This window comes from Paenibacillus alvei DSM 29 (genome assembly GCF_000293805.1).
Taxonomy (GTDB): Bacteria; Bacillota; Bacilli; order Paenibacillales; family Paenibacillaceae; genus Paenibacillus_B; species Paenibacillus_B alvei.
Map to the genome: position 1 here is coordinate 328,189 of NZ_AMBZ01000005.1, position 23,497 is coordinate 351,685.

The 23,497-nt window shown below is 46.4% G+C and carries 25 protein-coding genes and 1 pseudogene; 7 read left to right on the forward strand and 19 right to left on the reverse strand.

What is annotated here, in order from left to right; all coding sequences use genetic code 11:
• The first annotated feature begins 66 nt into the window (after positions 1 to 66).
• The 3 genes from PAV_RS18365 to PAV_RS18375 all read left to right on the forward strand — a co-directional run bounded on the left by PAV_RS18365 (position 67) and on the right by PAV_RS18375 (position 1,837).
• Positions 67 to 660 (forward strand): LOG family protein, encoded by a 594-nt coding sequence (locus tag PAV_RS18365; protein ID WP_005548876.1) that lies wholly within the window; start codon positions 67 to 69, stop codon positions 658 to 660.
• Between the two features lie 356 nt (positions 661 to 1,016).
• Positions 1,017 to 1,427 (forward strand): YjdF family protein, encoded by a 411-nt coding sequence (locus PAV_RS18370; protein WP_005548878.1) that lies wholly within the window; start codon positions 1,017 to 1,019, stop codon positions 1,425 to 1,427.
• Positions 1,428 to 1,510: 83 nt separating this feature from the next.
• Entirely contained in the window at positions 1,511 to 1,837 is a 327-nt protein-coding gene (locus tag PAV_RS18375; protein ID WP_005548880.1) for a YnfA family protein, read from the forward strand.
• 160 nt (positions 1,838 to 1,997) lie between these two features.
• Here PAV_RS18375 and PAV_RS18380 read toward each other — a convergent pair whose 3' ends face one another.
• On the reverse strand, positions 1,998 to 3,746 hold the full coding sequence (locus PAV_RS18380) for a protoglobin domain-containing protein (RefSeq protein WP_005548881.1): 1,749 nt from the start codon (positions 3,744 to 3,746) through the stop codon (positions 1,998 to 2,000).
• A gap of 212 nt (positions 3,747 to 3,958) precedes the next feature.
• Here PAV_RS18380 and PAV_RS18385 point away from each other — a divergent pair, with 212 nt between their 5' ends.
• Both PAV_RS18385 and PAV_RS18390 read left to right on the forward strand, forming a co-directional pair.
• Positions 3,959 to 4,402, forward strand: a complete 444-nt coding sequence (locus PAV_RS18385) for a hypothetical protein (RefSeq protein WP_005548882.1) — start codon at positions 3,959 to 3,961, stop codon at positions 4,400 to 4,402.
• Entirely contained in the window at positions 4,392 to 5,576 is a 1,185-nt protein-coding gene (locus PAV_RS18390; protein ID WP_005548883.1) for a gluzincin family metallopeptidase, read from the forward strand. Before PAV_RS18385 ends, PAV_RS18390 begins: the two co-directional genes overlap by 11 nt.
• A gap of 175 nt (positions 5,577 to 5,751) precedes the next feature.
• Here the strand turns inward: PAV_RS18390 and PAV_RS18395 are convergent, their stop codons facing one another.
• The 10 genes from PAV_RS18395 to PAV_RS18440 all read right to left on the reverse strand — a co-directional run bounded on the left by PAV_RS18395 (position 5,752) and on the right by PAV_RS18440 (position 15,712).
• On the reverse strand, positions 5,752 to 6,795 hold the full coding sequence (locus tag PAV_RS18395; protein ID WP_005548884.1) for a hypothetical protein: 1,044 nt from the start codon (positions 6,793 to 6,795) through the stop codon (positions 5,752 to 5,754).
• A gap of 46 nt (positions 6,796 to 6,841) precedes the next feature.
• Positions 6,842 to 7,675, reverse strand: coding sequence for an ABC transporter permease (locus PAV_RS18400; RefSeq protein ID WP_005548885.1), 834 nt, complete (start codon positions 7,673 to 7,675; stop codon positions 6,842 to 6,844).
• A 3-nt stretch (positions 7,676 to 7,678) separates the two neighbouring features.
• Positions 7,679 to 8,302 (reverse strand): ABC transporter permease, encoded by a 624-nt coding sequence (locus tag PAV_RS18405; RefSeq protein ID WP_005548886.1) that lies wholly within the window; start codon positions 8,300 to 8,302, stop codon positions 7,679 to 7,681.
• Positions 8,303 to 8,456: 154 nt separating this feature from the next.
• A complete protein-coding gene (locus PAV_RS18410) occupies positions 8,457 to 9,632 on the reverse strand; it encodes a radical SAM protein (protein ID WP_005548887.1) in 1,176 nt (391 codons plus the stop codon).
• Positions 9,629 to 10,726 (reverse strand): hypothetical protein, encoded by a 1,098-nt coding sequence (locus tag PAV_RS18415; RefSeq protein WP_005548888.1) that lies wholly within the window; start codon positions 10,724 to 10,726, stop codon positions 9,629 to 9,631. The genes PAV_RS18410 and PAV_RS18415 overlap by 4 nt, the downstream gene beginning before the upstream one ends.
• Positions 10,727 to 10,775: 49 nt before the next feature.
• Complete coding sequence (locus PAV_RS18420) at positions 10,776 to 12,212, reverse strand: ATP-grasp domain-containing protein (protein WP_005548889.1); 1,437 nt, start codon at positions 12,210 to 12,212, stop codon at positions 10,776 to 10,778.
• Positions 12,205 to 12,468, reverse strand: coding sequence for an acyl carrier protein (locus PAV_RS18425; RefSeq protein ID WP_005548890.1), 264 nt, complete (start codon positions 12,466 to 12,468; stop codon positions 12,205 to 12,207). The genes PAV_RS18420 and PAV_RS18425 overlap by 8 nt, the downstream gene beginning before the upstream one ends.
• A gap of 213 nt (positions 12,469 to 12,681) precedes the next feature.
• Positions 12,682 to 13,554, reverse strand: a complete 873-nt coding sequence (locus PAV_RS18430; RefSeq protein ID WP_005548891.1) for a sugar phosphate isomerase/epimerase family protein — start codon at positions 13,552 to 13,554, stop codon at positions 12,682 to 12,684.
• Positions 13,555 to 13,717: 163 nt separating this feature from the next.
• Positions 13,718 to 14,788 carry a Gfo/Idh/MocA family protein gene (locus tag PAV_RS18435; RefSeq protein ID WP_005548892.1) on the reverse strand — a complete coding sequence of 357 codons (1,071 nt, stop codon included), beginning with the start codon at positions 14,786 to 14,788 and terminating at the stop codon, positions 13,718 to 13,720.
• A gap of 60 nt (positions 14,789 to 14,848) precedes the next feature.
• Entirely contained in the window at positions 14,849 to 15,712 is an 864-nt protein-coding gene (locus tag PAV_RS18440; RefSeq protein ID WP_005548893.1) for a sugar phosphate isomerase/epimerase family protein, read from the reverse strand.
• Positions 15,713 to 16,031: 319 nt separating this feature from the next.
• Between PAV_RS18440 and PAV_RS18445 the strand changes: the two genes are divergently transcribed.
• Positions 16,032 to 16,241: an RNA polymerase sigma factor gene (locus PAV_RS18445; protein ID WP_005548894.1), complete on the forward strand. Its 210-nt coding sequence runs from the start codon at positions 16,032 to 16,034 to the stop codon at positions 16,239 to 16,241.
• Entirely contained in the window at positions 16,238 to 16,612 is a 375-nt protein-coding gene (locus tag PAV_RS18450; protein ID WP_005548896.1) for an RNA polymerase sigma factor, read from the forward strand. Before PAV_RS18445 ends, PAV_RS18450 begins: the two co-directional genes overlap by 4 nt.
• 121 nt (positions 16,613 to 16,733) lie before the next feature.
• Here the strand turns inward: PAV_RS18450 and PAV_RS18455 are convergent, their stop codons facing one another.
• The 8 genes and pseudogenes from PAV_RS18455 to PAV_RS18485 all read right to left on the reverse strand — a co-directional run bounded on the left by PAV_RS18455 (position 16,734) and on the right by PAV_RS18485 (position 23,496).
• Entirely contained in the window at positions 16,734 to 17,891 is a 1,158-nt protein-coding gene (locus PAV_RS18455; protein ID WP_005548897.1) for an amidase domain-containing protein, read from the reverse strand.
• Between the two features lie 304 nt (positions 17,892 to 18,195).
• Positions 18,196 to 19,551: pseudogene (locus PAV_RS18460) on the reverse strand (MutS-related protein); the annotation flags it as partial.
• 623 nt (positions 19,552 to 20,174) lie between these two features.
• On the reverse strand, positions 20,175 to 21,128 hold the full coding sequence (locus PAV_RS18465) for a helix-turn-helix transcriptional regulator (protein WP_005548900.1): 954 nt from the start codon (positions 21,126 to 21,128) through the stop codon (positions 20,175 to 20,177).
• Between the two features lie 189 nt (positions 21,129 to 21,317).
• Positions 21,318 to 21,545 (reverse strand): hypothetical protein, encoded by a 228-nt coding sequence (locus PAV_RS18470; protein ID WP_005548902.1) that lies wholly within the window; start codon positions 21,543 to 21,545, stop codon positions 21,318 to 21,320.
• A 26-nt stretch (positions 21,546 to 21,571) separates the two neighbouring features.
• Complete coding sequence (locus PAV_RS18475) at positions 21,572 to 22,129, reverse strand: dCTP deaminase/dUTPase family protein (protein WP_157266971.1); 558 nt, start codon at positions 22,127 to 22,129, stop codon at positions 21,572 to 21,574.
• 202 nt (positions 22,130 to 22,331) lie between these two features.
• Positions 22,332 to 22,634: a DUF1653 domain-containing protein gene (locus tag PAV_RS18480; RefSeq protein WP_005548905.1), complete on the reverse strand. Its 303-nt coding sequence runs from the start codon at positions 22,632 to 22,634 to the stop codon at positions 22,332 to 22,334.
• A 31-nt stretch (positions 22,635 to 22,665) separates the two neighbouring features.
• Positions 22,666 to 22,830, reverse strand: coding sequence for a hypothetical protein (locus tag PAV_RS34775; RefSeq protein ID WP_157266973.1), 165 nt, complete (start codon positions 22,828 to 22,830; stop codon positions 22,666 to 22,668).
• Between the two features lie 183 nt (positions 22,831 to 23,013).
• A complete protein-coding gene (locus PAV_RS18485) occupies positions 23,014 to 23,496 on the reverse strand; it encodes a hypothetical protein (protein WP_005548909.1) in 483 nt (160 codons plus the stop codon).
• Position 23,497 lies beyond the last annotated feature (1 nt).

Sequence of the window (23,497 nt, forward strand, 5' to 3'; positions counted from 1 at the left end):
TAACTTCCTTTCCTGACCAATGATGTCTATACTTAATAAAGTATACCAGATGAGGAGGCATGACTCGTGAAAAGATTATGTGTATATTCCGGTTCCAATTTGGGGACGCATCCCAACTTCGCAAATAGCGCTCAAGCTCTTGGCCGCGTGCTCGCGGAGAAGAACATTGAGCTCGTATATGGAGGCTCCAAGGTCGGACTTATGGGCGAAGTTGCCAACGAAGTGCTGCGTCTTGGCGGCAAGGTAACAGGCGTTATGCCGCGCGGACTGTTCCGCGGGGAAGTTGTACATACCAGCTTGACGGAACTCATCGAAGTAAAAGACATGCATGAACGCAAGAAAACGATGATAGATCTGTCTGATGGATTTATCTCGCTGCCTGGCGGATTCGGTACGTTCGAGGAATTGTTCGAGGTCATCAGTTGGGCGCAAATCGGCATTCATCAGAAGCCTATCGGCGTCTTGAACGTTGAAGGCTATTTCTCACCAATGCTGGAAATGGTGCGCCATTCCATTCAAGCAGGCTTTGTAAAGCAAGAGCATGAACTGCTTATTCTCTCTTCAGCAGATCCCGCTGAGTTGGTGGAGAAGCTGCTTCAGTATACTCCTCCCGTGTTCGGCAACAAATGGAGTCAATTGGATTCAGAATCTGATAAGTAATCCTGCACATAGAATAAGTGCATTTCCTCCATCCCACTTCATCTGTGGAAGCTCCCTAGCGAGCTTTTCCACAGATTCGGATGTGACATGCCCCCTCTCTTCCCCTCGCTTTTACAGCGTAAAACCGCTGATATATAACGCCATCCCCTACATTTCTAATAGCTGCCTACAGCCTCATTTGTACTGAGATAACGGCATATTTATCTTGGGAACTTCGTCTATTTGCGATATACTCGAAAGGAGTGAAAAAACACAGCTTCGGTTGGTAGTCCGAACGTTCCGATTGACAGTCGGGATCAGTAACCTTCCCCCCCTTGGGATGTCCATCACTCTTTATTACAAAGGGGGAATCGAGTGTGAAGTTGACCGTATTTTTTGAAGGCCCATTCTGGATCGGCATCGTAGAGGACACTGTCCACGGGCGTCTGAAGGCTTGCCGCCATGTATTCGGAGCAGAGCCAAAGGATGCAGAAGTGCTTGAATTTGTGGAAGTATTCATGATGCCGCTAATGGAGCGGGTCACGCAAACTGCTGTAGGCGCCCAAGAGCAGCTGCGTCGCATCAATCCGAAGCGGCTGGCAAGACGTGCCGCAATGGAAATGAAGCAGCGTGGCATATCAACGCAATCCCAGGAAGCACTGCGTCTTGATTACGAGAGCAGAAAGAAGGAGCGCACATGCCGCTCTCGGGAAGAACGCGAAGCATTGCAGGAGAAAAAACGGAGCATTCGCATTCAAAAGCGGAAAGAAAAGCATAGAGGTCGATAAGCTGCTTCTATGAAGCAATCGCCCCGGACACCTCCGCAGTGGCCAGGGTTGTTGCTGTCCATGCATGCAAAAGGAGACAAGCTATGTTCATCGCGATCCTCTTATTTATTATCGCCGGACTCGCCGAAATCGGCGGCGGCTACCTCGTATGGCTTTGGCTGCGCGAAGCACGTCCGCTCTGGTATGGAATTGTGGGCGGCCTGATTTTAGTTGCCTACGGCGTTATCCCTACGTTTCAATCCTTTCCCTCATTCGGACGTGTATATGCTGCATACGGAGGCGTGTTTATTATTCTTGCGATTTTATGGGGCTGGTGGGTCGATAAGAAGGCGCCAGACGTTTACGATATGGCAGGAGCCGTCTTCTGCCTAATCGGAGTTGCGATTATGCTGTGGGCGCCGCGCTCTTAGTCTCGTGTTCCACCTATACAAGAGAACTGTCCAAAAACATAAATAAAGGGAAGGGAGATACCAAGATACCACGTTGGGTGCTCCCTTCCCTTTATTTTAATATATGATCATACATTCATATATTTTAGATAGAAAACTTCTTCTTTCCTAACCTTTTCCGTTAAGCGTGCTTCTTCAACGGACGGCGCTCTAGCTGTGATCGCAGCACATCCAGCTGCGTCAGCAATTCCTGAGAAATATCACTCATTTCTCGATACGCAGTTATCGCCGTATCTCGATGTCCGATATCTATCTGGCGTGCAACCTCGCCTGCCAATCGATGCAGCTTCTCATGCAGCGCCACCATTTCCTTAAACTCTGGAAGATTAGCCACCGTCGAATCCTTGCGGCTCTGCTCTTTTTCAATCCATTTGCCAAGTCGGCATTGATGGAAATTCTCCATAACCGCCGGATCGCTCTCATCGAAGCCAAGAAGCCGATTATACGTACACCACTTCCAAAGCATATGGTCAGTCTTCATGATGCGAATCCATTGTGCTTCATCCAGATGACGGAACCATTCAAGCGACTGTTTGCGCAGGGCCTCGACGGATTGGCTTGTTGTATAAATGTGCAGCCCCGTGGATTTAGCCGTGGACATCATCTCTTCTGTATTTTTCACAATGCCAGTCATACCGGCCGTAATCTCTTGTGTCGCATCTGCCTGCTGCTCCACGATTGCTGCAATCGCATCCTCAGTAGAGCCTACCTCTTTGACCGTCTGCATCATTCGCTCCAACTGCTCGAAAGCGCTTTTATTTTTATTGTGCTGGATATCCATTTGCACTGACATATCTTCCGTCCGCTCCTGCACTGCGGTTGCCATTCCTTGAATGGTCTCGATGACTTCATAGACATCGTGTACAGCTACCTTCGTCTGATCGGACAGCTTGCGAACTTCGCCAGCTACCACGGCAAAACCACGCCCCTCTTCTCCTGCACGCGCCGCTTCAATGGAAGCATTTAACGCTAGAAGCTGTGTTTCACCAGCGACCGTATCGATTAAGTGAACGACATCCGTCAATTTTTGCATGGAACGCTGCAACTGATCAAAGCGTGTGCGCGTATCTAAGAATAAATCATTCATCATCTCGAAGCCTTCGATTGTCTCCTCGACAATGGTGCGATTTTCCTGAAGCGCCGCTATCATGTTTTCTGTATTCGTGGCGGAATCCGCAGTTTGGGCGGCTACCTCTTCAATGGACGCCGTCAATTGCTCAGTAGCTGCCTGAATGTCCATCACATCCTGCAAGGATCGCTCGGCAGCGGTAAGCATCGTGTGCAATCCATCGGTTTGAATCAACATTTCCATAATATCGCTGTTATTGTCCATCAGTCGGTATTCCGTAGCAGATTGATAGGATTCCAGAACAATTTGGGCGTCCAGCATGACAATCCGGTGGAGTGCCATTAGGATCGCTGATGCATCGTTGGAGCGGAAATCACTCACAATGATAGGAACCAGATATTCATAGACACGCAGGAAAGAGGCAATAAACCATTCCGGCTCTAATTGAATACGGCTGTGCACCTGACCAATCCGTTCTCTCATTTGTACGTATTCTTCATCAAAGGCAACTTGAGGGATAGATTTCAAATAGGAGACGAACGTGCCTTTCAATCGCGCTCTTGTACTGTGCTGATCGATCATCTGCTTCATTTCAGGCAGTTCGAACAATAAATCGTAATGGCGGTCTGTAATCGCTTCTGCGTATTTTTCCATGTATGGGGCCAAACGACGCAGGCATTCGGCATCTTTAGAAGTGATTTGTAGAAAATTCATCTTTGTTCGCAGGGAATCCAATACAACAATATCGGATTCGGTTATCGAGTGAGGTAACATCGGTTTTCGGAGAATCACCGAATTCATCCCTTTCTCTCTCTAGTAGGTTTGTTGATGTTTCCAAAAATTAATAGAATGCATATCCCCTTAATTAATAGTACCATATTCTAGGATTATGACAAAACTGTAAGCTTGCGTAAGTCAAATCAATAGATATATTCCCTATAAATCTACTACAATGGAGTTAACATACTATGCTCAACAACCACACCTATTTATCGGCGGAAGGAGGGCCACCCATGAGCAGCATACCCCCACACATCCAACCGCGTCCCACACGATGGAAGCTGGCTGTTACCCTGCTAGTCATCTGCCTGATCACCCAGCTGTTAGCCGGGTGCGCTATGGGAAGCAAGAGTGAGAGCACGGCGAAGAAGGAGGATGCCTCCTCGTCTCCGATTCAATATCAGATCCATGCGAAATGGAATGAACAGACACGAACGCTGCAAGCGCAGGCTGTCGTCAAAATACGCAATGTATTTAACCGGAATCTCAATGAACTTGTGTTCCATTGGTTCGCAGACAGCTACCGCAAGCCGGAAACAATGTCTATTCAATACAAGCAGCGCAATGAAGAGATACGCAAGCAATCGCCTCAAGAAGGCCATAACATGGAGGATCGTTTTTTGGCGGCGTTACGACCAAAAAATAACGACTCTGGACGGAAAACCCTTGGAATTTAAGCATGCGAACCAATCCATGACCGTCAATCTTAATCAGAGCTTGGCTCCCATGGATACGATATCCCTTCGAATTCTTTATGATATACAGATTCCATATGGTGCTCAGCGGCTATCCTATACCGAAAATTACGTGGGTGGAACCTACTGGACACCACAGTTGGCTGTGTTCGATTCGATCCGCGGCGGCTGGAACCGGGTTCCAAATAATCCACGCTACAAGAGTGACTTTTTCTATACCGCTGATTATGATGTAAGCTTGAATATGCCTGCCGCATGGAATGTAGCGATGACGGGAACGATGATGGATCAGCGTGTGGAAAATGAACGGAAAATTGTGCATACAAAAGTGCAGAATGCACGCCAATTCGGATTCTATGCCAGCCCTAACTATATAGAAACGAAAGCGGAGCTGCCTGGCGGCGGCCTGTTGTCTGTATTCACCTTCGAGCAGCCGAACCAGGAGCAGATGCAGAAGTATACGGCTGCGTTGCAGAATGCGATCGGTTTTTATTCTGATAAAATTGGAGTTTTACCGACTAAGCATTGGAAGTTCGTTGAAGCCCCATTCCCAGAAATGACAGACAGCTTGAATGAGGTCATTCTATTTAATCAACTTGGCGCAGTTGGAAGTGAGCAAGGAGTGCTGTCACAGGATGTGCTTCGTTCCATTGCCAAGCAATGGTTTTCGCTTGCGATTGGGCATAATTCGCTGACGGAGGGCTTTTTGGAAGAAGGACTGTCTGAGTTCGCTGCCCACTATTATCGTCATGAGCAGGAAGGCGCACCTTGGCCAATGACACTATGGAACGGCAATTACCCAAATCTTTCGGCAACAAGCTCGTGGCGTGATCCGAGTGGTGAAGCACTTGCCCTTCCTTCTGAACAATGGCCTGCCGTTCTGTTCCAGAAGCAAGTAACGACTCCGGCCTATCATGTTGGTCAATATTCCGAGCTCCTCTATCGCGTCAAAGGAGGAGCACTTATGGTTCAATGGGTGCAGCAAACGGGCACTGAAGCGCTCGACATCGTCTGGCATAAGTACTTCCAGCGTTACAATGGACGTATGGCAACGATTGACGGGTATACGAACTTAATCGGCAGCACGCTTGGAGATGTGAGAAAGACGAGCATGCAGGAGTTGCTTTCCATGACCAATCCGAAGCCTGTTGCATAAGTGATGAAGGAAGCTGGTCGTCATTCCACTTTATAAAGAAATAACAAAGGGGCAGCGTATGCTGCCCCTTTGTTTTATGCTTGCCTTTCTTTTGTGGTCCTGTACTCTGCCGTTCAAGCTTGAACTTCCCCGATATAACCGCTTGCGCATGAACATAACTATAGTCAGTTCCTTTTTATTTTGGAAGCGGTGCGGTGCGGCCAAGCTCCAAATAACCATCCGCAAGCCACTCTTGTTCAAGCTTTTGCAGTTGTCTGCACATACGAAGAACCGCATAACCATCCACACGTCCGCTCTGAGCGGCTAATAAGAAGACATTTTTCAGCATGTCTGCCTTGCGGGCAATTTCCCGAAGCTGTCCTACCCAAGGATGATCGTTGGACATTAGCGCCGCAGCGAAGCAGGAATAGGCATATCGAGAGCCAGCAAGGAATCTGAATGCATGGGAATTGCAATAATATAGCTGCACCCAATCCGGAAATACCACTGGCTCCTGCTGATTTATCGAATAAAGGATCCATTCGTAAAAGACTGCTTCGTCACTCAGATCCAGTATCTTTTGCCGCTCCGCAAATCGCTCTATTATCCGCTCCATATCCACCTTCAATACTTGATCCGGCCTCTGAACAAGGAACGCCTTTCGATCTTCGGCCTTTATATAAGGGCTGTCTATCATACGGCGGAAATCGGCCTCGGATACGAAGCCTTCAAACTCTGGAAAGGTATCTCGGGCACAATATCCCGGAACGGATGCGCCCTCTTCGGAGTAGGGGGCTGTATTTGCTGCAGCGCTGGACAGACCGCGAACCCACACAGAATGCACAGATTGCGGATGACCATAGAATCCTGGCTTCACATACGGCGATTCGCCGCACACGATCCAGAAGAAAGCTGCTTCCTCTGTAAAATCAAGTGCTTGTAAAATTGCGGCGGCATCTTCATAAGTTGCATATGGTATCTCACGGTACGGCACTCCGATGAGCTTAAGCTCAGATGGAGTTAGGCATGGGGATTCGTACAACCAAGGCAGCTTCTTGTGCACATATAAATGCTCATAAATAGAGCGCGTGCTCTCCCATGCATTGTAATACAACACCTCGACAGGAATTCCCCATTCCTGCAGCGCAATGGACACTTGGACATTCCTGCAATCCAGGAAGCCCTGCTCATAACGCTGTCTTTCCCGCATAAACGACGGTGCCAGTTCTCGTTCAGCCATTCGATGTCACCCCTTCTCATCCCTTTCCGTTCCATATCCCGCTCGACTAGCTTCCGGCACTGCTATACCCGGCTACAGATCGCTTCCAGCACCATCGCGTTAAAAGCAGCAGCAAGAGAGGCGCAGCAACGGCCCATAATATATCGCCTGCGCTCAACTCTTGGAGCACGAACTTCGGCGCATAGTTGCTAATGAGGAATATCGGAATTACATATACCCCGATTCGCTGCAGCCAACGCGGAAAAATGTCCAGCGGCATATTGTTCGCATCCCAAATGGAATGCGCGATTTCGGTCACTGCCCCAGTCTGGACGAAGCGGAACGCGAGCAGCGCGGGCAGCAGCATAATGCCATATGTGACAACAAGCGCTGATATCAACAAACCTGCAAATCCCAGAATATTGCCATCTAACGGAAGGCCCGCACGATGCCAGCCGATGCCGATCATAACCGCTCCTGCCACGACATTCGGGATAGGCAGGCCAATATCGACATAGCGCAGCGATACAATAAATTGCAGCGATACCGGCTTCGTCAGCAGCAGATCAAGTGTCCCATCGCGGACGTATTGCTGAAGACGAATGAAGTTCACATAGAATAAGCCCATGTACAATCCCGTCATCATTGTATAAGTGCCAATGAACAGGAGAATATGATCCGGCGTCAGATTGCCAATATGAAGATCGGTCTGATACACGATCAGGATATAGAGTGCTTTAGCACATAAAAAGGCGATTTCCACCGTAATCCCCATCCAGAAATTGAAGCGGTATTCCATGCTCGCAGCAAGGCAATTTTTCACAAACAAACCGTACAGACGAGCATAATCTTTCATGTTCTTCCAAGAACGCAACTTCGTCCCCTTCCATTCCGTTCCCATTCTCTACCCCCCTAGCCCAACATACCGCTTCAGCCCGGCACGCCAAGCCAAGTGCGCAGCGCCTGCAAGCAAGGCAATCCACCCGCATTGAATCAGGAGACCTGTTAACGCCTCTCCTTCCGTCAATCTACCGTTTAGCACATTGACCGGAAAGTAAATCGTATATTTGAATGGAAGCAAGCTGAACCAGCTATTGAGCGTGTCGCCGAACACCTCAAGCGGTACGATGCCGCCGCTCAGAATTTGCACGATAAGCCCTGTAATGACAAAGAAATAAGAGATTTCTGCGAGGCGAAACGCCAAAGCGCATATGGCGTAGGAGAGAAGAAACTGCACGACGGCTGCGAGCAATAGACAAGCTGAAAATAGAACCATCCGACTTGGCGAAAGTTGCGTATGCCCATAATACGAAGCCGTAAATAGAACAACTGCCACCAGACCAAGCAAAATGCCGTCCGAGATGACACGGCTGCCTGCATAAGCAGACACCCGATACCAGAAGTAGCTTACAGGGCGAATGAGGTACGCATTCAGGCCGCCGCTCTTAATGTCTTCCGCAATCGTACGCTCGAGCTGTGTCATGACGAACTTTGCGACAAGACCGGAGAGAATCGTATACAAAATCATTTGGCTGTATTCATACCCATACAGCGTCGCGATGGAACAAGTTGCGCAAGGAATGCTTTAATCCGCTCTGCTTCTGGTAGTAAGCGAATGTTTTACTTAATTGTTTGACCCTAATCGCGCTCATCGCTTATATCCCCTTCCCGGCTGCTTGCTGCTAAGCTCCGTTGTTGTACAGCAGCACGCATTTCGAGCAAACCGGTGTTAAGCCGCAAGATAGCACTTCACGCTGCCTGTTGTAGCTGTCTCCATGAAAGACTTCCTTCAAGCTGGATTCGCGCATATCGGCAATCGTGAATTCCGGAAAGAATTTGCATGGATTGACCTTCCCATTTGGCAGCACATCCATGCGTGTGGACAAGGCCAGACATTCCTTCCTCTTCATGCCGGGACGTTCCGTGCCAAGTATGAAATCCCGCACCTCATCCGGCTCCAACGCAGGCTGGAAGCGAATGCGATTATTCCAGACGCGCGAGCGCAGCTTCTCCATTTCCGCGAGCAGCGGTTCCACATTGTCTGGCGATAGATGATAGGTGAATGAATGCCAGCTCTTCTTCGCGGAATCATGGGCGGCATCCAGCCAGCCGAAGTGCTCGGCGAAGTATGTATCCATCCGCTCCGCCACCGGCTCTGGAATATACCATGGAAAAACGAAATATACGGAGTTGACCCCTACCATTTCAAAATACTCCATAAACTCATACAGCCGGTTCACCATCGCATCATTGATCGTCAGACTGATCGAGACATCCCCTTTGAATTCACCGGTGCGCTTTTTATCCAGCAGAAGCTGAATAGCTGACATGACTTTGCGGAAAATGCCGCGACCGCGAATCGCATCATTTTCCTCTTCAAAACCTTCCAAGCTTGCCAGCAATGTAACGCCTTCCGGCAGCTTAAGCAGCGATTCCAGCTTCTGTTCGACCAGCACCGCATTCGTGCAAATCGTCGCGATGCGCGGATCGGACGCAAGCAGCTCGCATAACTCATCCAGCTTGGAGTACATGAGCGGTTCGCCTCCCCACAAGAACATGCGGGAACGATAAGGTCTTGTTTCCTCGAATATTTTCTCAAGTAACGAGAATTCAATTTCTCTTCGCGCTTCCTGCCGCTCGAATTCATGATGATATCCGTCCGGGTTCCATTCGAAGCAGTGCTTACAGCGCAAGTTGCAGCCATTGTTCAGCTTAACTCCAATATCCCGCGGCAAATCGAACGCGAAGGCATGATCGTGCTTCAAGCCACGACTTCCTGTACTCATATTATGAAGCGTCTGCTTCAAGGAACGGAACTCTGTTCGCGTCAATGTCGCGCTTGTCTTCGGTTGTGTCATGCATAGATCCCTCCGAAATCAGATAGTGAAAGCGCATTGCTTTTTAAATTGTGATGCAACTCATGCAGCAGCTCCCAAGAGAAACCAGCCTGTGACCAGCGCTCGTAGGATATACCAAATCCGAGCCGTTCCCACAGCTCCGCATTTGCTCGCTCATGCTCGCCAAACGGCTCCAGATAGATAAGCGGCGTCGCGGCTGACAAGGAATCAATGAGCGTTCCTCCGCCAGGCTTGCTGACGATAGCCATACTGCTGCGGATGATCGCATAGAGGCGCGGCCCATTTGCACTCCGTTCGTAGATGAGCGGCTCGTTCCGCTTCCATTCTGCAGTGGGCGGGTAAGGAAACTGTCCGTCCGGCAGCGTCTCATCCAGCCATGGATGCCATTCCGGATCGGTCATATATACTCGGTCATTTGGCAATGCCTCCTGTGCTTCTCCCACGTCATACGCAACAAAGGCAAGAGGATAGTGCTGCTGCAGAGCTGCAATCGTACTTCGATAGGTGCCGATCCCCCAACCTCCGCCGTGAACGACGATCCGTCTCTCGCGCTCTAAATAAGGAATCAAAGCCTCATCCGACATGACCAGCCTAGCATGAAGAGTCGTCGCTTCCCCTTCCAATTGAAACAGCCAATGATCCCGAAAACGGTTATCTTGATTGAAATACGGTCGGTAAGACGGTGTATCCACCGCATCCAGCCGTAAAAATTCAATGCGTATCGGCTCTGGATGCATCAACAGTTCATATTGCTTCATAATGGGGATCCAGAATCCCGTTACGGCGAGAAAGGTCGATCTTCCTTCCGCTTTCCAGCGCTGCAGAAGCTTCCTTACTGCATTATCATCCAGTACCAGCCCAATATCGCGAGCCAGCTTGGTTCCCATCTTGGCTGCTCCGAAGCTGCTGTGGAACAACTGCTTTGTGCGAATCATGTTGCGGCGAACCTCTTCAGGAAACAGACGCTCCAGCACCTCTGCCTCCGCCGGAATTCCGCGCTGGCAGAGCTTCTCTACCAGTCGAATGCCAGGTACATAGGCGCCAAGTGAATTTCCCGAGGTCAGAATTGTAATGAAGGAAGTATGCTGCACCATGAACACCTACTTTTTATATCAATAGCTCACTGTTCAAGCTTATTTATTATTAATAAATGCGATATCCGAACGCCTGAAGCGCCTGAAGGAGCTGATTGCGCAACGCAGCGCCAGCATTGCTGCTGTCCGCTGCAAGCGATACATACCAGCGCCCTGAGCGATTATGGGCTGTGGGTGCAAAGAGTGTGTTCGCAGACAACGGCATCACACCCGTTCGCCGCCCTGGCGTATACAGCAGTTCTGCTTCATCCAGCTGCATCAATAATTGCTCGAATAGAACGTCAGCCGAGTATGCATCAGATGAAGCACCAATGGCTCCAGCCGCAGATTCAGGCCATATCGTTGCTTGCTGCTCCCGCTCCGGAAGTCCGAGCTGAAGGCACGTCAAAAAGCTGCGCTGCCCCCAACGTTCCAAATGGACGTCCAAACAATGATTGAGCATTCCCATGGAATGACGGGCGTTAATTTCCACAACCGGATATACTTCACCGTTGTACAGCAACATAGAGTCAACGCATACAGGGCCGAAGTATCCGTCTTCGTACATACGAACTGCCAATTTCTCCATTTGTTCAAAGTATCCCGCTTCCGCCAGTCGGTTCAACAGTCGTGCATCCGCCGCATATGAACCGCCATAATTCAGCTGTCTATTTTCCATGCGCTGTACACCAAGAAGCTCAATCTGGCCATTCGGTGCAATGTACAATTGACAAGAGAAGTCAGCCTGCTTCGTCAGCCATGGCTCAACCAGCAGCTGCACATGTTTGCCTGCTCTCTCCTGTGCACGAAAATATTCGCTAAGACGAGTAAGTGATATTGACGAATCGACGACCATATTGCCGCTGCCGGATACCCCGTACGGATCCTTTAGTATTAGCTTGCCATGTTTGTTCAACAGCTCAGCCCCAAGCCGTTCGGCCGAAGCAGCGTCCTCCACAAGCTGTCCAGAAGGGTTCAAGCCTAATTGCTGCGCGAGACAAAGAGAATACACTTTGGAATTCACCTGTATTACGGTTTCTGGCGAAGGAATTGAGCCGTCTAATCTATACTTCTGCACAAGCTCTGCCGCAGATGGAATAACGGCATATGCGGCAAGCGGAAGCTCTCGCATTAATTTCTTCCATCTGGAATCCGAACACAGATCCGACACGAGCTGGAATACATCCGTATTCCCATGCTCGTTCGCTTGAAGCTTGCCGCATGCCACCGAACGAAAATGAAAGCCCGCATCACGCAAATAGGCGGCTTGCGCCGCATTCCGCTGATGTCGGGTCACCGCAATGCCATCTTCCCCGCACAATGGGAACAGCAGCTCGTCCATATAATCAACGGCAGCGTGCCCTTGTGCAGTTCTAAGCGATGGCAGCTTCGCCAGCTCCGAAGGACGCCAATAAGCTTCTGCATCGAACATGCCCATGACAAGACGCGGCCCATCATAGAGCGGCAAAGATCTTAGCAGCAGCTCCTCTGGCAGAACACTACGCATGCTGCTGAACCTCGGCCCCCAGGGATTCCAAAAATTCCAGAAATGCGCGAGTGGACTGTAAATGCTCGTACTCGAACCGTTCGAAATCCATCTGCACGTTGAACTGCTCCTCCACCTTCAACATGAGCTGAATCAGCTGAAGCGAATCGAGGCCCACCTCGTCGATCAGATTCGTCTCAGGCGTAAGACGCAGCTCCCAAGACGGATCTTCCTTCACATCACTTACCATGCGAGCTAACCTATCGATTGCGTGCACATAACCACTCCTATTCTCTGTACAAAATATAGAACTACCCTTCTTACAATATGTAAAAGCACACATGAAATATGTCTGTCTATTTTTATGGCACCGCTTTCATTTTATATTTTTACAGACTCCCCCCCTATAACCGCTTGTTCGATGATAGACAAAATAAAAAAGAGATAGAAGCCGCTTTTTTCGACCTCTATCTCTTCTTTATCTCATTCATTATCTATAACGCTTAATAAAGTCCACTGCCTTGCGGATGTCTACTTCAGGTGTTGCGCCTGCTTCACGCTCAATCGTCAAATAGCCTTTGTATCCGATATCAACAAGCGCCTGGAAGTAAGCGTCGAAGTCAACCTTGCCTTCGCCAAGCGGCAGCTCTTCGAACGGACCGCTAGTCGCCATCTCTGCAATTTTCTCATGCGACATTGGCTCAAAGCCCAGCATGCCGTATACGGTGCGCGGATCAACCTCGCGCAATCTCACACCGTCTTTTACATGCGTATGCACGATGTAATCCTTCAGCGTGTGTACGCCTTGTACCGGATCATCCCCTGTAACCATGACCATATTCGCAGGGTCGAAGTTAACGGCTACCCCTTTGCCAGTCAATGTATCAAGGAAGGACTTCAAATGTGCCGCAGGCTCTGGGCCCGTTTCAATAGCGAAATGCGCACCAAGGCTGTTCGCGTATTGGCTTAGTTCCTCACAAGATTGCTGCATCGCTTCAAAAATGTAATTTTGCTCATGCGGCACAATACCGATATGCGTCGTTACCACATTCGTTCCCAGATCAAGAGCCAAGTCCAAAATACGCTTGGATTTCTCAACCTTAACCGGATTTGCTTCTTTGTCCTGGAAGCCATGTCCGCCCAAGTCACCGCACAGTGCAGATACGTGCAAGCCCAGCGATTCAATATAGCTGCGCAGTTCTTTGCGCGCTTGCGGCGACAGATTCGCCGGATCCATCTCTCCGCTTACCGCGTAAATCTGAACGCCGTCCGCGCCAACTTCCTTCGCCTTTACCAATGCCTCGCGCACAGGAATGCGGAAACTGTCTGTAATGACTCCAATAGGGTTCGCAATCTTCGTCATGAATTTCACTCCTTCAATTTTCGTAATACTGCAAACTGCTAATCCGTTCACATTCACATTTATCATTCAGGCATGAAACATGCCCTTCCTTACATCGAAAGCCTCAACTGAGGACGTTCACAACCATAACGGCTGCATTTTCATGTATCGCTTTGACTTTAAGTTAGGAGTATACAACTTCTGTTCCTTTGGTACTGGACTCATAAATGCCGCACAAAATCTTCATCATTTCTACGCCATCCTCCGCAGGGCAGATCGTCTCTGTACGACCTTGCACGCAGTCGATGAAGTGATCGACTTCGCCTTGGAAGCCATTATTGAAGTCAAATGTCAGGTGATCAATTTGCGGCGTCATATTCAAGATCGTATTATGCTTTTCGCCAATGATCTTCAATTCAGGCTCTACTTCAGCGCCACCCTTGTCGCCGAATAATTTCACATACATATCATCCTTCTGCACATGAAGCGAAAAGCTACAATCAACCGCGAGCGATGCGCCGTTCTCGAAACGGATAAGCGCATTCGCCATATCCTCTACCGTGTTCACCCTGCCGCCGTCATAATCTGCTGCCGTGTAGAAGGTCAAGTTCTCGATGTGGTTGCGGTTGCCAAGCTTATAATACGCATTGCCGCTTACCGATTTCACCTTCGGCTTGCCCATCAAGTACCAGCACAGGTCGATCACGTGAACGCCGATATCGATCAACGGTCCGCCGCCGGAACGCTCCTTATCGCTGAACCAGCCGCCTGGGTTGCCAAGACGGCGAATGCAGGACGCCTTCGCATAGTAAATCTCGCCAAGCTCGCCTTCATCGATAAATTTTTTCAATACGCGCGTATTCGTGCCATAACGGCGCACATAGCCGATTTGCAGCGTTTTGCCGCTCTTCTTCTGTGCTTCCTGCACCGCGAGTGCTTCCTCTACCGTCATACAAAGCGGCTTCTCTACGAGCACATGCTTGCCCGCTTCCAGCGCCGCGATCGCGATCGGTGCATGAGAATTGTTCCATGTACAGATGCTAACGGCATCAATATCAGGGTTTTGAAGCAGCTCATGATATTCGGTATATACAATTGCGTCTGGAGCTTCGAACTTTGCAGCCTTCTCCTTCGCACGTTCCGCATTCAGATCGCACACGGCGATAATTTCGGCTTCCTTATTGTTTTTATAGCCGTTAAAATGCATTTCCGAGATCGAACCTGTTCCAATAACCGCAACCTTGATTTTGCTCATCTGTATGTCCTCCTAAATTAAAAAATCTATATTCAATCCTCACTGGATGCTCGGCTAAGCTTACACTTCATCCCAGATGCGGCGCGCATTATCCAACGCAATCTTCGTACCTCTGAGGCAATCCTCCATACCTTCGAACTCAATGCTGACATATCCGTCAAAGCCAGATGCCTTAACCGCGCGCACGATATCGTAAATCGGCAAGTCTCCTTGGCCTACGATTGCTCCGCGCAAGTAGTTGCCGTGCAAAGATCGGAACCAGCCTTCGCCAGGATTGCGATCCGCAGGACGGATATAGAAGTCCTTAAAGTGCACCATGGAAGCCAGCTCAAGATTGTTCTTCACCGCAACGAGCGGATTCTCATCCACACATACGAAGTTGCCTACATCTATCGTTGTTCTGTAGTTATCACGATCGACAGCAAGCACAAGACGCTTCACGCGTTCACTAGCCTGCGTATAGTAGCCATGGTTCTCGACGCTTGTCACGATGTCGAATTGAGCCGCATAATCTGCAATTTGCCGGCATGCTTCTACAAGCTGCGGGAAGTCCTTTTCGAAATAAGCGGCGCCTGTTTCCGCATGTGGACGCGACGCGACATCATGACGCATGAATTTCACACCAAGGCGATTTGCTACATCAACATGCGACTTTACGCGCTCAATCTCACGCTTCAGCCCTTCTTCGTCATGACCTGCAAAGTTAGCGCCGATGCAGTAATTGGACAGCTCAAGCCCAATGCGTTCAGCAGTTGTACGAATCTCTTCCACACGTTCCGGATGATTGACCAAATCGAGATCCAAGTCTACGATTTCAGCGTGATCGGCACCATTTTCCTTCATCCATTCCAGCGCACCAGATATACTTAGACGTTTGTCCTGCAGCGCAGCATACAAACTATAAATGCTAACTCCTAATTTCACAGCAGCCCACTCCATTTCTTCGTTGTGTTCGGACTTATTTCTTATCTACTTACTCGCAAACGGTTACAAGAAGCGCTTACGTTCTCCATTCCATTATAAAAAAGTTCACTTACTGCACATTGCACTATAGTCCACAAATATTGGACTTTCTTACACAGATGCATTTACAATACTTTCGAGGGGATCTAGCTATAGCTAAGCAGAACAAGAACAGTCTGCAAAATAAATATGCGAGAACCTTATTCCTAATTCATGTAAGCGCTTTACCAATATCCCGCTTTTATAGTAATCTATGTACAAACGAAAGAGGAGGAATGCTATGAGTATTGTTCACCAGCAATCCGCTTGCTCGAAAGCCTCTCTCATCAATTTTTCGCAGCTCAGCAATCAGATCCAAGCCCAAATTTATAACGAGTACTGCCATAACTATTATCATTTCGTTTACTCCATGATCCGCAACCATCATTCTACAGAAGATATTCTTCAAGAAGCCTTTCTCCGTCTCATTACAAAAAACTCTCCCATGTGAACGACGACAAACTGTATGGATGGATTTTTACGCTTACACGCAACGTAGCAATTAACTACATAAGAAAACAAAAAAAGCATGGCATTGCTACGAATATGAAGGAGCTGCAAATGGATACCCTGCATCCACAGATGATATCCGAGTGGGATTACCTAAAGAGGTTTGAGGTCATGACTGTGCAGCAATATATGAACGACTTAGCTCCGCATCTTCGAACCATTATGTACCTTCGCTTCATGAAGCAGTTGAGCTACAAAGAAATATCCGCAGCTTTGCATATTACGGAGGGGGCCGTCCGACAAAATTTATATAGAGGGAGGAAAATAATAAAAGAACGCTACCTTCAAGAATTTGAGGAGCATATGTGTTGATTACGCTAACAATGTAAGAAACCCCGGACTCAGCGTCTGGGGTTTCTCTGTCTTGTCTATTTATGCCTCTTAGCCGAATTTTCTGTTTCATAAGTCTCTATCATTAGTCTCTATCATTTGCTTATGGCGTATAGAAATTCGCCCTAGTTCCTGTATACACAATATTCTTTCTTGTGACAGGATAATTCGAATGCTCCGTATATTTCACCGTCGTTCCATCACCGTACGTAACGAGTGCAACATGACTCGTATCTGTTCGGTATAAGATAGAGCCGCTGTATACCTTGCTTATGTTATTTTGTCTGGAAAAGTACCCTTTGTTCAACATATAAGGCACGACTCCGCCATTATTATAGTAGCCTGTACGCATCCAATTTTCCCCTGCATAATTCCCGCGGCTGGTACTCGGATACCACTTTCCTGCTCGATTTACCGGAATCCCGCCCGCATTGAGCGCCTTCGACACAAAATTCGCACAATCACTGCCCATTCCATTGGCCGCCGAAAACTCAGGGACATCAAAAGCATGCGCTAAGGCATAATCTCTTGCTGCGAGCCGATTATAGGATATAGCTAAATGATTCGCAATCCCATTCCGCTTGGTTACTGCTTCATTGATGGCTTTCTTTCCATAATCCGCAGCCATGGATTCATCTAACCGCTCTGATGTGGCTCGCGTTACAATGGTTTCTTCCGTCGTAATATCAGCTCGATCAAATAAAGTGAGCTGTATGTCGTAATTCAAGGATTGAATCGATTCAAGCAGATTAGGAGAACTGATCCCGATTTCCATTCGGTATAGGAAGGTGGAGGGAGAAGGAGTATTATAATAAGATTCTGTTTCTTGAAGGAAGGCATCTATTTCGTTTTGGCCAATCATTTTTTCATGTTCGTTGCGAAGCTCCGACACGGCTGTCTGCATCCCTTTTACATAAGGGCTGTCTATGGGATTTCGGATTAGGGTCATGTCGACATTTACATTGACATCAATCGAAAATTTGTCGGATTCAATCTTTTCATTCCCAAATTCAAACGAAAAATGATCGAACGTATAGAGCCCCGCATATTTGGAAAACAGTTGTTTTTGCACATAATTCGCAAGTACTGCGGCTTGCTTGTCCGTCAAACTCGTATTGGAAAGTTGAATCTGACTAGCGAATTCAGAGTGAGGTAGAGGTTGAGTCGAGTTGTCCAGCGATTGATACGCCGACACAGGAAGGATGAATATCATGAACAGCATTGCAGCCAATACAAATGACACAATTCTCTTCTTCATCATAATGAACCTCCTTATTTGATTGGGTGATTCATAGAAAAATTCCCGACTCGTGAGGTAACTCACCTTCTAATCCCCCCCTTTTTTCCAGATTACTTAGCATGATTAGTTCTGCTAGGCAGTAAGAATTGTTCCCCCTTAAAAGCTATCTCTTGGGCGCTGTAATCGTGGGGAAACTTTCTACTTATATAGACACCAAAATTACTGATTTTGTCACATTTTCCCGAAACTAATTTTTTTGGATAAAATTCGTACCAAAGAGACCTTCTGCAAAATGAGAAGGCCTCTTCGAATGTCTCTTACCTACTTACTCTTCCGCACCATATTCAATGGATATTCCCTCTACATGCTTACGGGACATTATCTTCTTTTTCTTACGATTCTCCTTCGATTCGAACACAATGTCCATATCATAGTCTTTCGGGTACAAATCCTGCTTCTCAATATATAGCGTGAGCCGCTTCTTATTGATCTTCACCTTTTGCTGTTGAATAAGCACCCCTACGTTGCCGCGTACATCCTCTTCTTCATACACGATGCCAGTACGCTTCAAATAAGAAATGAACACGCAATCCCCTTTTTGCAGCTTAACAGAAGAGCTCTTTTTATTCCGCTGGTGAGGAATTTCGGATTTCTTTTGCTCCTTGAGGCGCTTGGCATGCTGGGCATCTGACGCACCCTCCTCCATCTCCTCGACAGAGGATGTCTCATCCACACGTATTGCCTCATTTGCTGATCCTTCTTCATCTCTTGTAAACCATCGATCATGCTGAGGTTCAGTCGGCTTACATTCTGATTCCCCTGTCAAAGCATGAGCTTCCTCCCCGGCACGGAATGTTCCAGAACCAAGCGATTGCGTGATATGCTGCGAGCGAGTAATAATATCCGCAGCCAGCCCCAGCTTCGAAGCGATAAGAAATGCATAGCTGCTTCCAGCTTCACCGATGCGAAGCTGATATCGCGGCTGCAGCGTATCCGCATCAAATTCCATCCGCGCATTCTCAAATCCATTGGTTGCAGAAGCGAAATGTTTGATTTCATTAAAATGCGTCGTTGCCACCACGATGGCCCCTCTTCTCCGCAGTTCTTCCAATATGGCAATCGACAGCCCTACGCCTTCGCCAGGATCCGTACCGGATGCCATTTCGTCAAAGAGCACCAGTGTAGATTGGTCAGCCTCCTCGAGAATATGAATTACATTGGTAACATGGGCCGAGAACGTACTTAGCGATTGCTCCATGCTCTGACCATCCCCGATATCGACACACACCTTGCCGAACACCGAAAACATGCTGTTCTCTTGGGCCGGCACCAGCAAACCCGACTGCACCATAAGGGTGAGCAGCCCGACTGTCTTCAAGGCAACAGTCTTGCCCCCCGTATTCGGCCCTGTAATAATAAGACAAGAGTAACTTCGACCAATTCGAAATGTAAGGGGCACCGTATCTCCACCAAGCAGCGGATGCTTCGCATCCCGGATGTCTATGATACCTCGGTCATTCAGCTGTACGGATCGTCCATCGATTGCCCGGCTGTATTTCGCCCGCGCGAACAAATAATCATATACGCCAACCGTATCCACATTGATCTCAAGCTCATGTGTCGACTGCTCCAGCAGCTCGGTCAAGCAGCTCAGCACCTTCATTTCCTCTCTTGTCTCTTCCGTGCGCCACTGTGCCAACTGATGCTGCATGATAATCCAGTCTTTGCAGCATTGCTTCATTCATGCCTCTTGATTCTCCTTTTTAATAAAAGTAGGAGAGCAGCCGCGATCGAGGCCTCCGGAAAGAAGGGTTCCTGTTAACGGAAAACACCAGCACAAATCGACCATGCCTGAATATATCCTCTATGCAACGCAAAAAAGGCAGAGCATGCGTATGCGCACACCCTGCCTATAGCTTCATTTCTCTCTTCCATATCTGCCAACGCCATGAACGAACGTACTCTTACATAGAAGTACTCGTACTTCACAGCTATTGCAAACAACACGTGCTGATGCAACACGAATCCGGGAGCAAGAGAATGATATGCTGGCGTAGAATTGCTTATCCGCTGTTCTTAACTCGTTTCCGGAGGCTTCAATACAGCATGCTCAAATAAACGTCACCAAGGACGCCAATTTTCAGGGATGTTCACATTCACTTATTGAACATACCCTGCAACAAAGCTGTTCGCCTCACTATGGAATTCACTAGTTAAGAACGCTCACCAACATTAAAATCTCCCCTTGCTACATAATATTTCCCAGTATACAAAATGATCAGATACATCGTCAAGCAGCATGGATCACGATAAACGATCGGCCAGCGCCTTTTTCTTAAATTGGGAAGGCGCCATACCTGTATAACGCTTAAATATGCGTGAGAAATAGGCCAAATCATTGAAGCCTGAGCCGAAGCAAATCTCGGTCACAGACATATTTGTCTCTATAAGCCATTCCGCAGCTTTATTTACGCGCAAATTAATCAAATAATCATTAAAGGTTTTCCCCGTAAACCGCTTGAACAAGTGACAAAAATAAGTTTTCGAGATGTTAAATTGACGGCATAAACGCTCAAGCCTCAGCTCTTCAGCGAAATGTCCATGAATATATTCCATAACGGCATTCATAAGCCCTCGATACTTCTCCACCCGTTCATCCTCCTCGCTTGGCCTATCTGCCAGCTTGGAATATTCACGGATGATGACAGAGAGCAGCTTGAGCAAATTCGCCTTGAGCATAAGCTCGAAATAGCGGTTGGAATGACCGTACTCCTCCAGCATTTCAGTAAGCAGACGGGCTACCTCCATATCGGAATCCCCGGTCAAGGCAATTTTGGGCGTCACCTGCTTCTCATCGATCAAGAATTTCTCTAAATAAGAAAAATCAAAGCACTCTTGGCTCCACTCAGATTGCTCGAATCGCTCATTAATAAAGTGCGGCAGAAACTCACAGCCGATCACTTCCATCTCCTGACCGGGAATCATGTCAACCCGATGAACTGCGTAAGGAGGAATGACAAATAAATTGCCCTTAACCATGTTATACGTTCGATGATGAATAGAGTGCTTGAACTCCCCTTTGACGACGTACCAAATCTGGATATAATCGTGGGTGTGATCCCATATGCTCCCCAACGTTTGATTGATTTTATACATTTTACAGGGCAAATGTGCTCTCATCTCTTGCTCAGAACGAAAGAGGATCACATCGTTCGCTAATTCAGCTCCCCTGCCGTCAAGCTTCCTTTCCTCAGTCATGTGCATCACCTGCCACATCATGAAATCACGGATTGTACAAAGTAACACTGCTCAATGAAGTTCCTCGTCATATTTATTCCAATAGATGGAGTCATATTCTTATTCGTCAAGTGATCTATCTCATATTGTACTATAGTTTCGTCATCAAAAAGCAAAAACCTCTTAGTAAGAGGTTTGCTTTTTGATCTACTATTTCATGTTTTTGCTAAGCTTTCGGAGTAATTTATTTGTCCTACCGACAATAAATGCTTCTGCTTTATTACTGTCATTATTAAATAAATCCACGGCTTGTTTCATAATCTTATCAACTTGATTTTCATTCATTAGCCGAATCGCACTCTTTCCCATCTTAGAAGCTGAAATCAAAGATAAATAAGCCATTAAGTCCATAATTTCTTGTTTTGTCATTTTAACCATTCAACGTCCCTTATTGATATCGCTTTTTAAATTGAACTTTGATTCATCTTGAAAGTAGGTATTTTGCAGAGTTGTTCATATGTAACCTCTTTCGTTCTTACTTTAGGACATATTTCTATTACTGCTTTAGCAATTGCTTTTGTTGCTGGAAAATAAATATGTTCATTCGTTTCAATAATTTCATTCACACTTGATGTCAATATAACGTTTTTAGATCCCAAATTATGAATGGCAATAAACCACTCTTCCCGATAATTAGCATCAATGATTCCTGATAGTACCGACAAGGAACAGCTCGAAGAATCATTATTTTCTTTCAGTGCAAATCTATACTTGCTTAACAAAGAAGATGCTATTCCAGTAGGTAAAAATACGACTTCATTCGGTTGAATGTTTACAGGATCTTTAATTGATTTTCCTTTTGGATTCAACACTGCATTTTTAATATCTACATAAATATCGTAGCTTGCATCGACATTAATGAAACTAGGCAAAATCGCTGTATTTCTCACCTTCGCAAACAGTACGGTATCACAGAGCTTCTTATTTCGAGTTGTCCGTTTATCCTTATCAACATCCCACACGTTTACACACATTGTTTTGTTTTCATTGTTTATTTTTTCTTCAATAACTAACTCATACTTTTTTCGGAAGGCTTAATATTTAGTTCTTTCACGATTCCGAATCTTTTTCTTTTTTCATCCACACAGTTTCACCAATTTTGTAATACCGTTTTTTATTATTCTCCACAACATACACCTCTGTACTTTTTATGGTTTTTAATAATTAATAATCATTGCTTCTTTGGTTAAACGGGGAGAAGCGTCGTACTTCTTGTTCATCTACCTTTACTGAACCCAAAAATAATTCCTTCGGTTGTACCCAATGTCTGCCTTGGGCATCAATATAAAGAGCAAGTGACTCATTTGAATCCACATGGAAAGCACCTTTATAAAGAAATACATTCAAATGTTTCCCGGATTCAGTATGTATGGCCTCAAAGTATTTATCTGCTTGCTTGTGACTAAGATCAGGTTTCACAATTCCAAGCAAATAACATTCATTGCCTTCATAATGACGATAAAACATAATATAGTCCTCCCTTTTTGGTATGGGTCAATCATGATTTTGCTGAAGAGGTAACATACTCGTTCATTTTTCGATTAATAATTCGTGCATGTACATCATTAAAAATAACCGCAATCAAGACTTTTACGTTGTTGTCATCATCTTTTAAAAATAAGTTAAAACTATTTATACCTTCCTCTATTTCGTATTTGATCACGTTCATCACCTCCGCCTTATGTTATCTTAATACACATCAGTACTTTATTTAGTTTTAAATGTAAATAGATTATATTCCCTGCTAGAATTTCCGTCAATAGGTTTTTTGTATCGGCTTTGATCCAATACATTTACGTTGTATTTTTATCCATAATCATTTTGCCTCTCATCTAATTTTTAACTATTATATAATTGCTTTCTTAAATTGATTTTTATAACCCTTGTTTATATGCAAATGCTCAATTAGCGTTATAATTTCATTCACATTAAAGTCATTTCTATATGTAATAACTGCATTGTACACTTGTTTTAAACTTACATTCTGATTATCAATCCAGTGAAAAACCTTTTCTATCCCCTCATTATTTTCTATATTAACAAATAATCTTCTTATTATATTAATCTTTTCCATTTTTAAAACGCATTCCTTATATTTTTCTTCAAATTCGTGATATTGTTTGTAGGATAATTTTTCCTTTATATGTATGATGAACTTATGAACAATCATTGGTTTCGATAATTCACTACCATATAGGATTATAAAATTATAAAATTGCTGCAATGTTTCTTCATCAACAATGACTGATTTTAAGTCAGTTAACATTTTCCCTCTAAATCCCATTTTACATCCTAACTCGTGTAATATAATATCGTCAAAATTATCCACT

Bases quoted from the DNA above. Each gene is read 5' to 3' on its own strand.
- PAV_RS18470 (WP_005548902.1), bottom strand. From the start codon at position 21,545: ATGGTTAAAATGACAAAACAAGAAATTATGGACTTAATGGCTTATTTA.
- PAV_RS18410 (WP_005548887.1), bottom strand. From the start codon at position 9,632: ATGACACAACCGAAGACAAGCGCGACATTGACGCGAACAGAGTTCCGT.
- PAV_RS18400 (WP_005548885.1), bottom strand. From the start codon at position 7,675: ATGGGAACGGAATGGAAGGGGACGAAGTTGCGTTCTTGGAAGAACATG.
- PAV_RS18395 (WP_005548884.1), bottom strand. From the start codon at position 6,795: ATGGCTGAACGAGAACTGGCACCGTCGTTTATGCGGGAAAGACAGCGT.
- PAV_RS18405 (WP_005548886.1), bottom strand. From the start codon at position 8,302: ATGATTTTGTATACGATTCTCTCCGGTCTTGTCGCAAAGTTCGTCATG.
- PAV_RS18380 (WP_005548881.1), bottom strand. From the start codon at position 3,746: ATGAATTCGGTGATTCTCCGAAAACCGATGTTACCTCACTCGATAACC.
- PAV_RS18415 (WP_005548888.1), bottom strand. From the start codon at position 10,726: ATGGTGCAGCATACTTCCTTCATTACAATTCTGACCTCGGGAAATTCA.
- PAV_RS18430 (WP_005548891.1), bottom strand. From the start codon at position 13,554: ATGACGAAGATTGCGAACCCTATTGGAGTCATTACAGACAGTTTCCGC.
- PAV_RS18445 (WP_005548894.1), top strand. From the start codon at position 16,032: ATGAGTATTGTTCACCAGCAATCCGCTTGCTCGAAAGCCTCTCTCATC.
- PAV_RS18375 (WP_005548880.1), top strand. From the start codon at position 1,511: ATGTTCATCGCGATCCTCTTATTTATTATCGCCGGACTCGCCGAAATC.
- PAV_RS18465 (WP_005548900.1), bottom strand. From the start codon at position 21,128: ATGACTGAGGAAAGGAAGCTTGACGGCAGGGGAGCTGAATTAGCGAAC.
- PAV_RS18385 (WP_005548882.1), top strand. From the start codon at position 3,959: ATGAGCAGCATACCCCCACACATCCAACCGCGTCCCACACGATGGAAG.
- PAV_RS18480 (WP_005548905.1), bottom strand. From the start codon at position 22,634: ATGTTTTATCGTCATTATGAAGGCAATGAATGTTATTTGCTTGGAATT.
- PAV_RS18420 (WP_005548889.1), bottom strand. From the start codon at position 12,212: ATGCGTAGTGTTCTGCCAGAGGAGCTGCTGCTAAGATCTTTGCCGCTC.
- PAV_RS18455 (WP_005548897.1), bottom strand. From the start codon at position 17,891: ATGATGAAGAAGAGAATTGTGTCATTTGTATTGGCTGCAATGCTGTTC.
- PAV_RS18435 (WP_005548892.1), bottom strand. From the start codon at position 14,788: ATGAGCAAAATCAAGGTTGCGGTTATTGGAACAGGTTCGATCTCGGAA.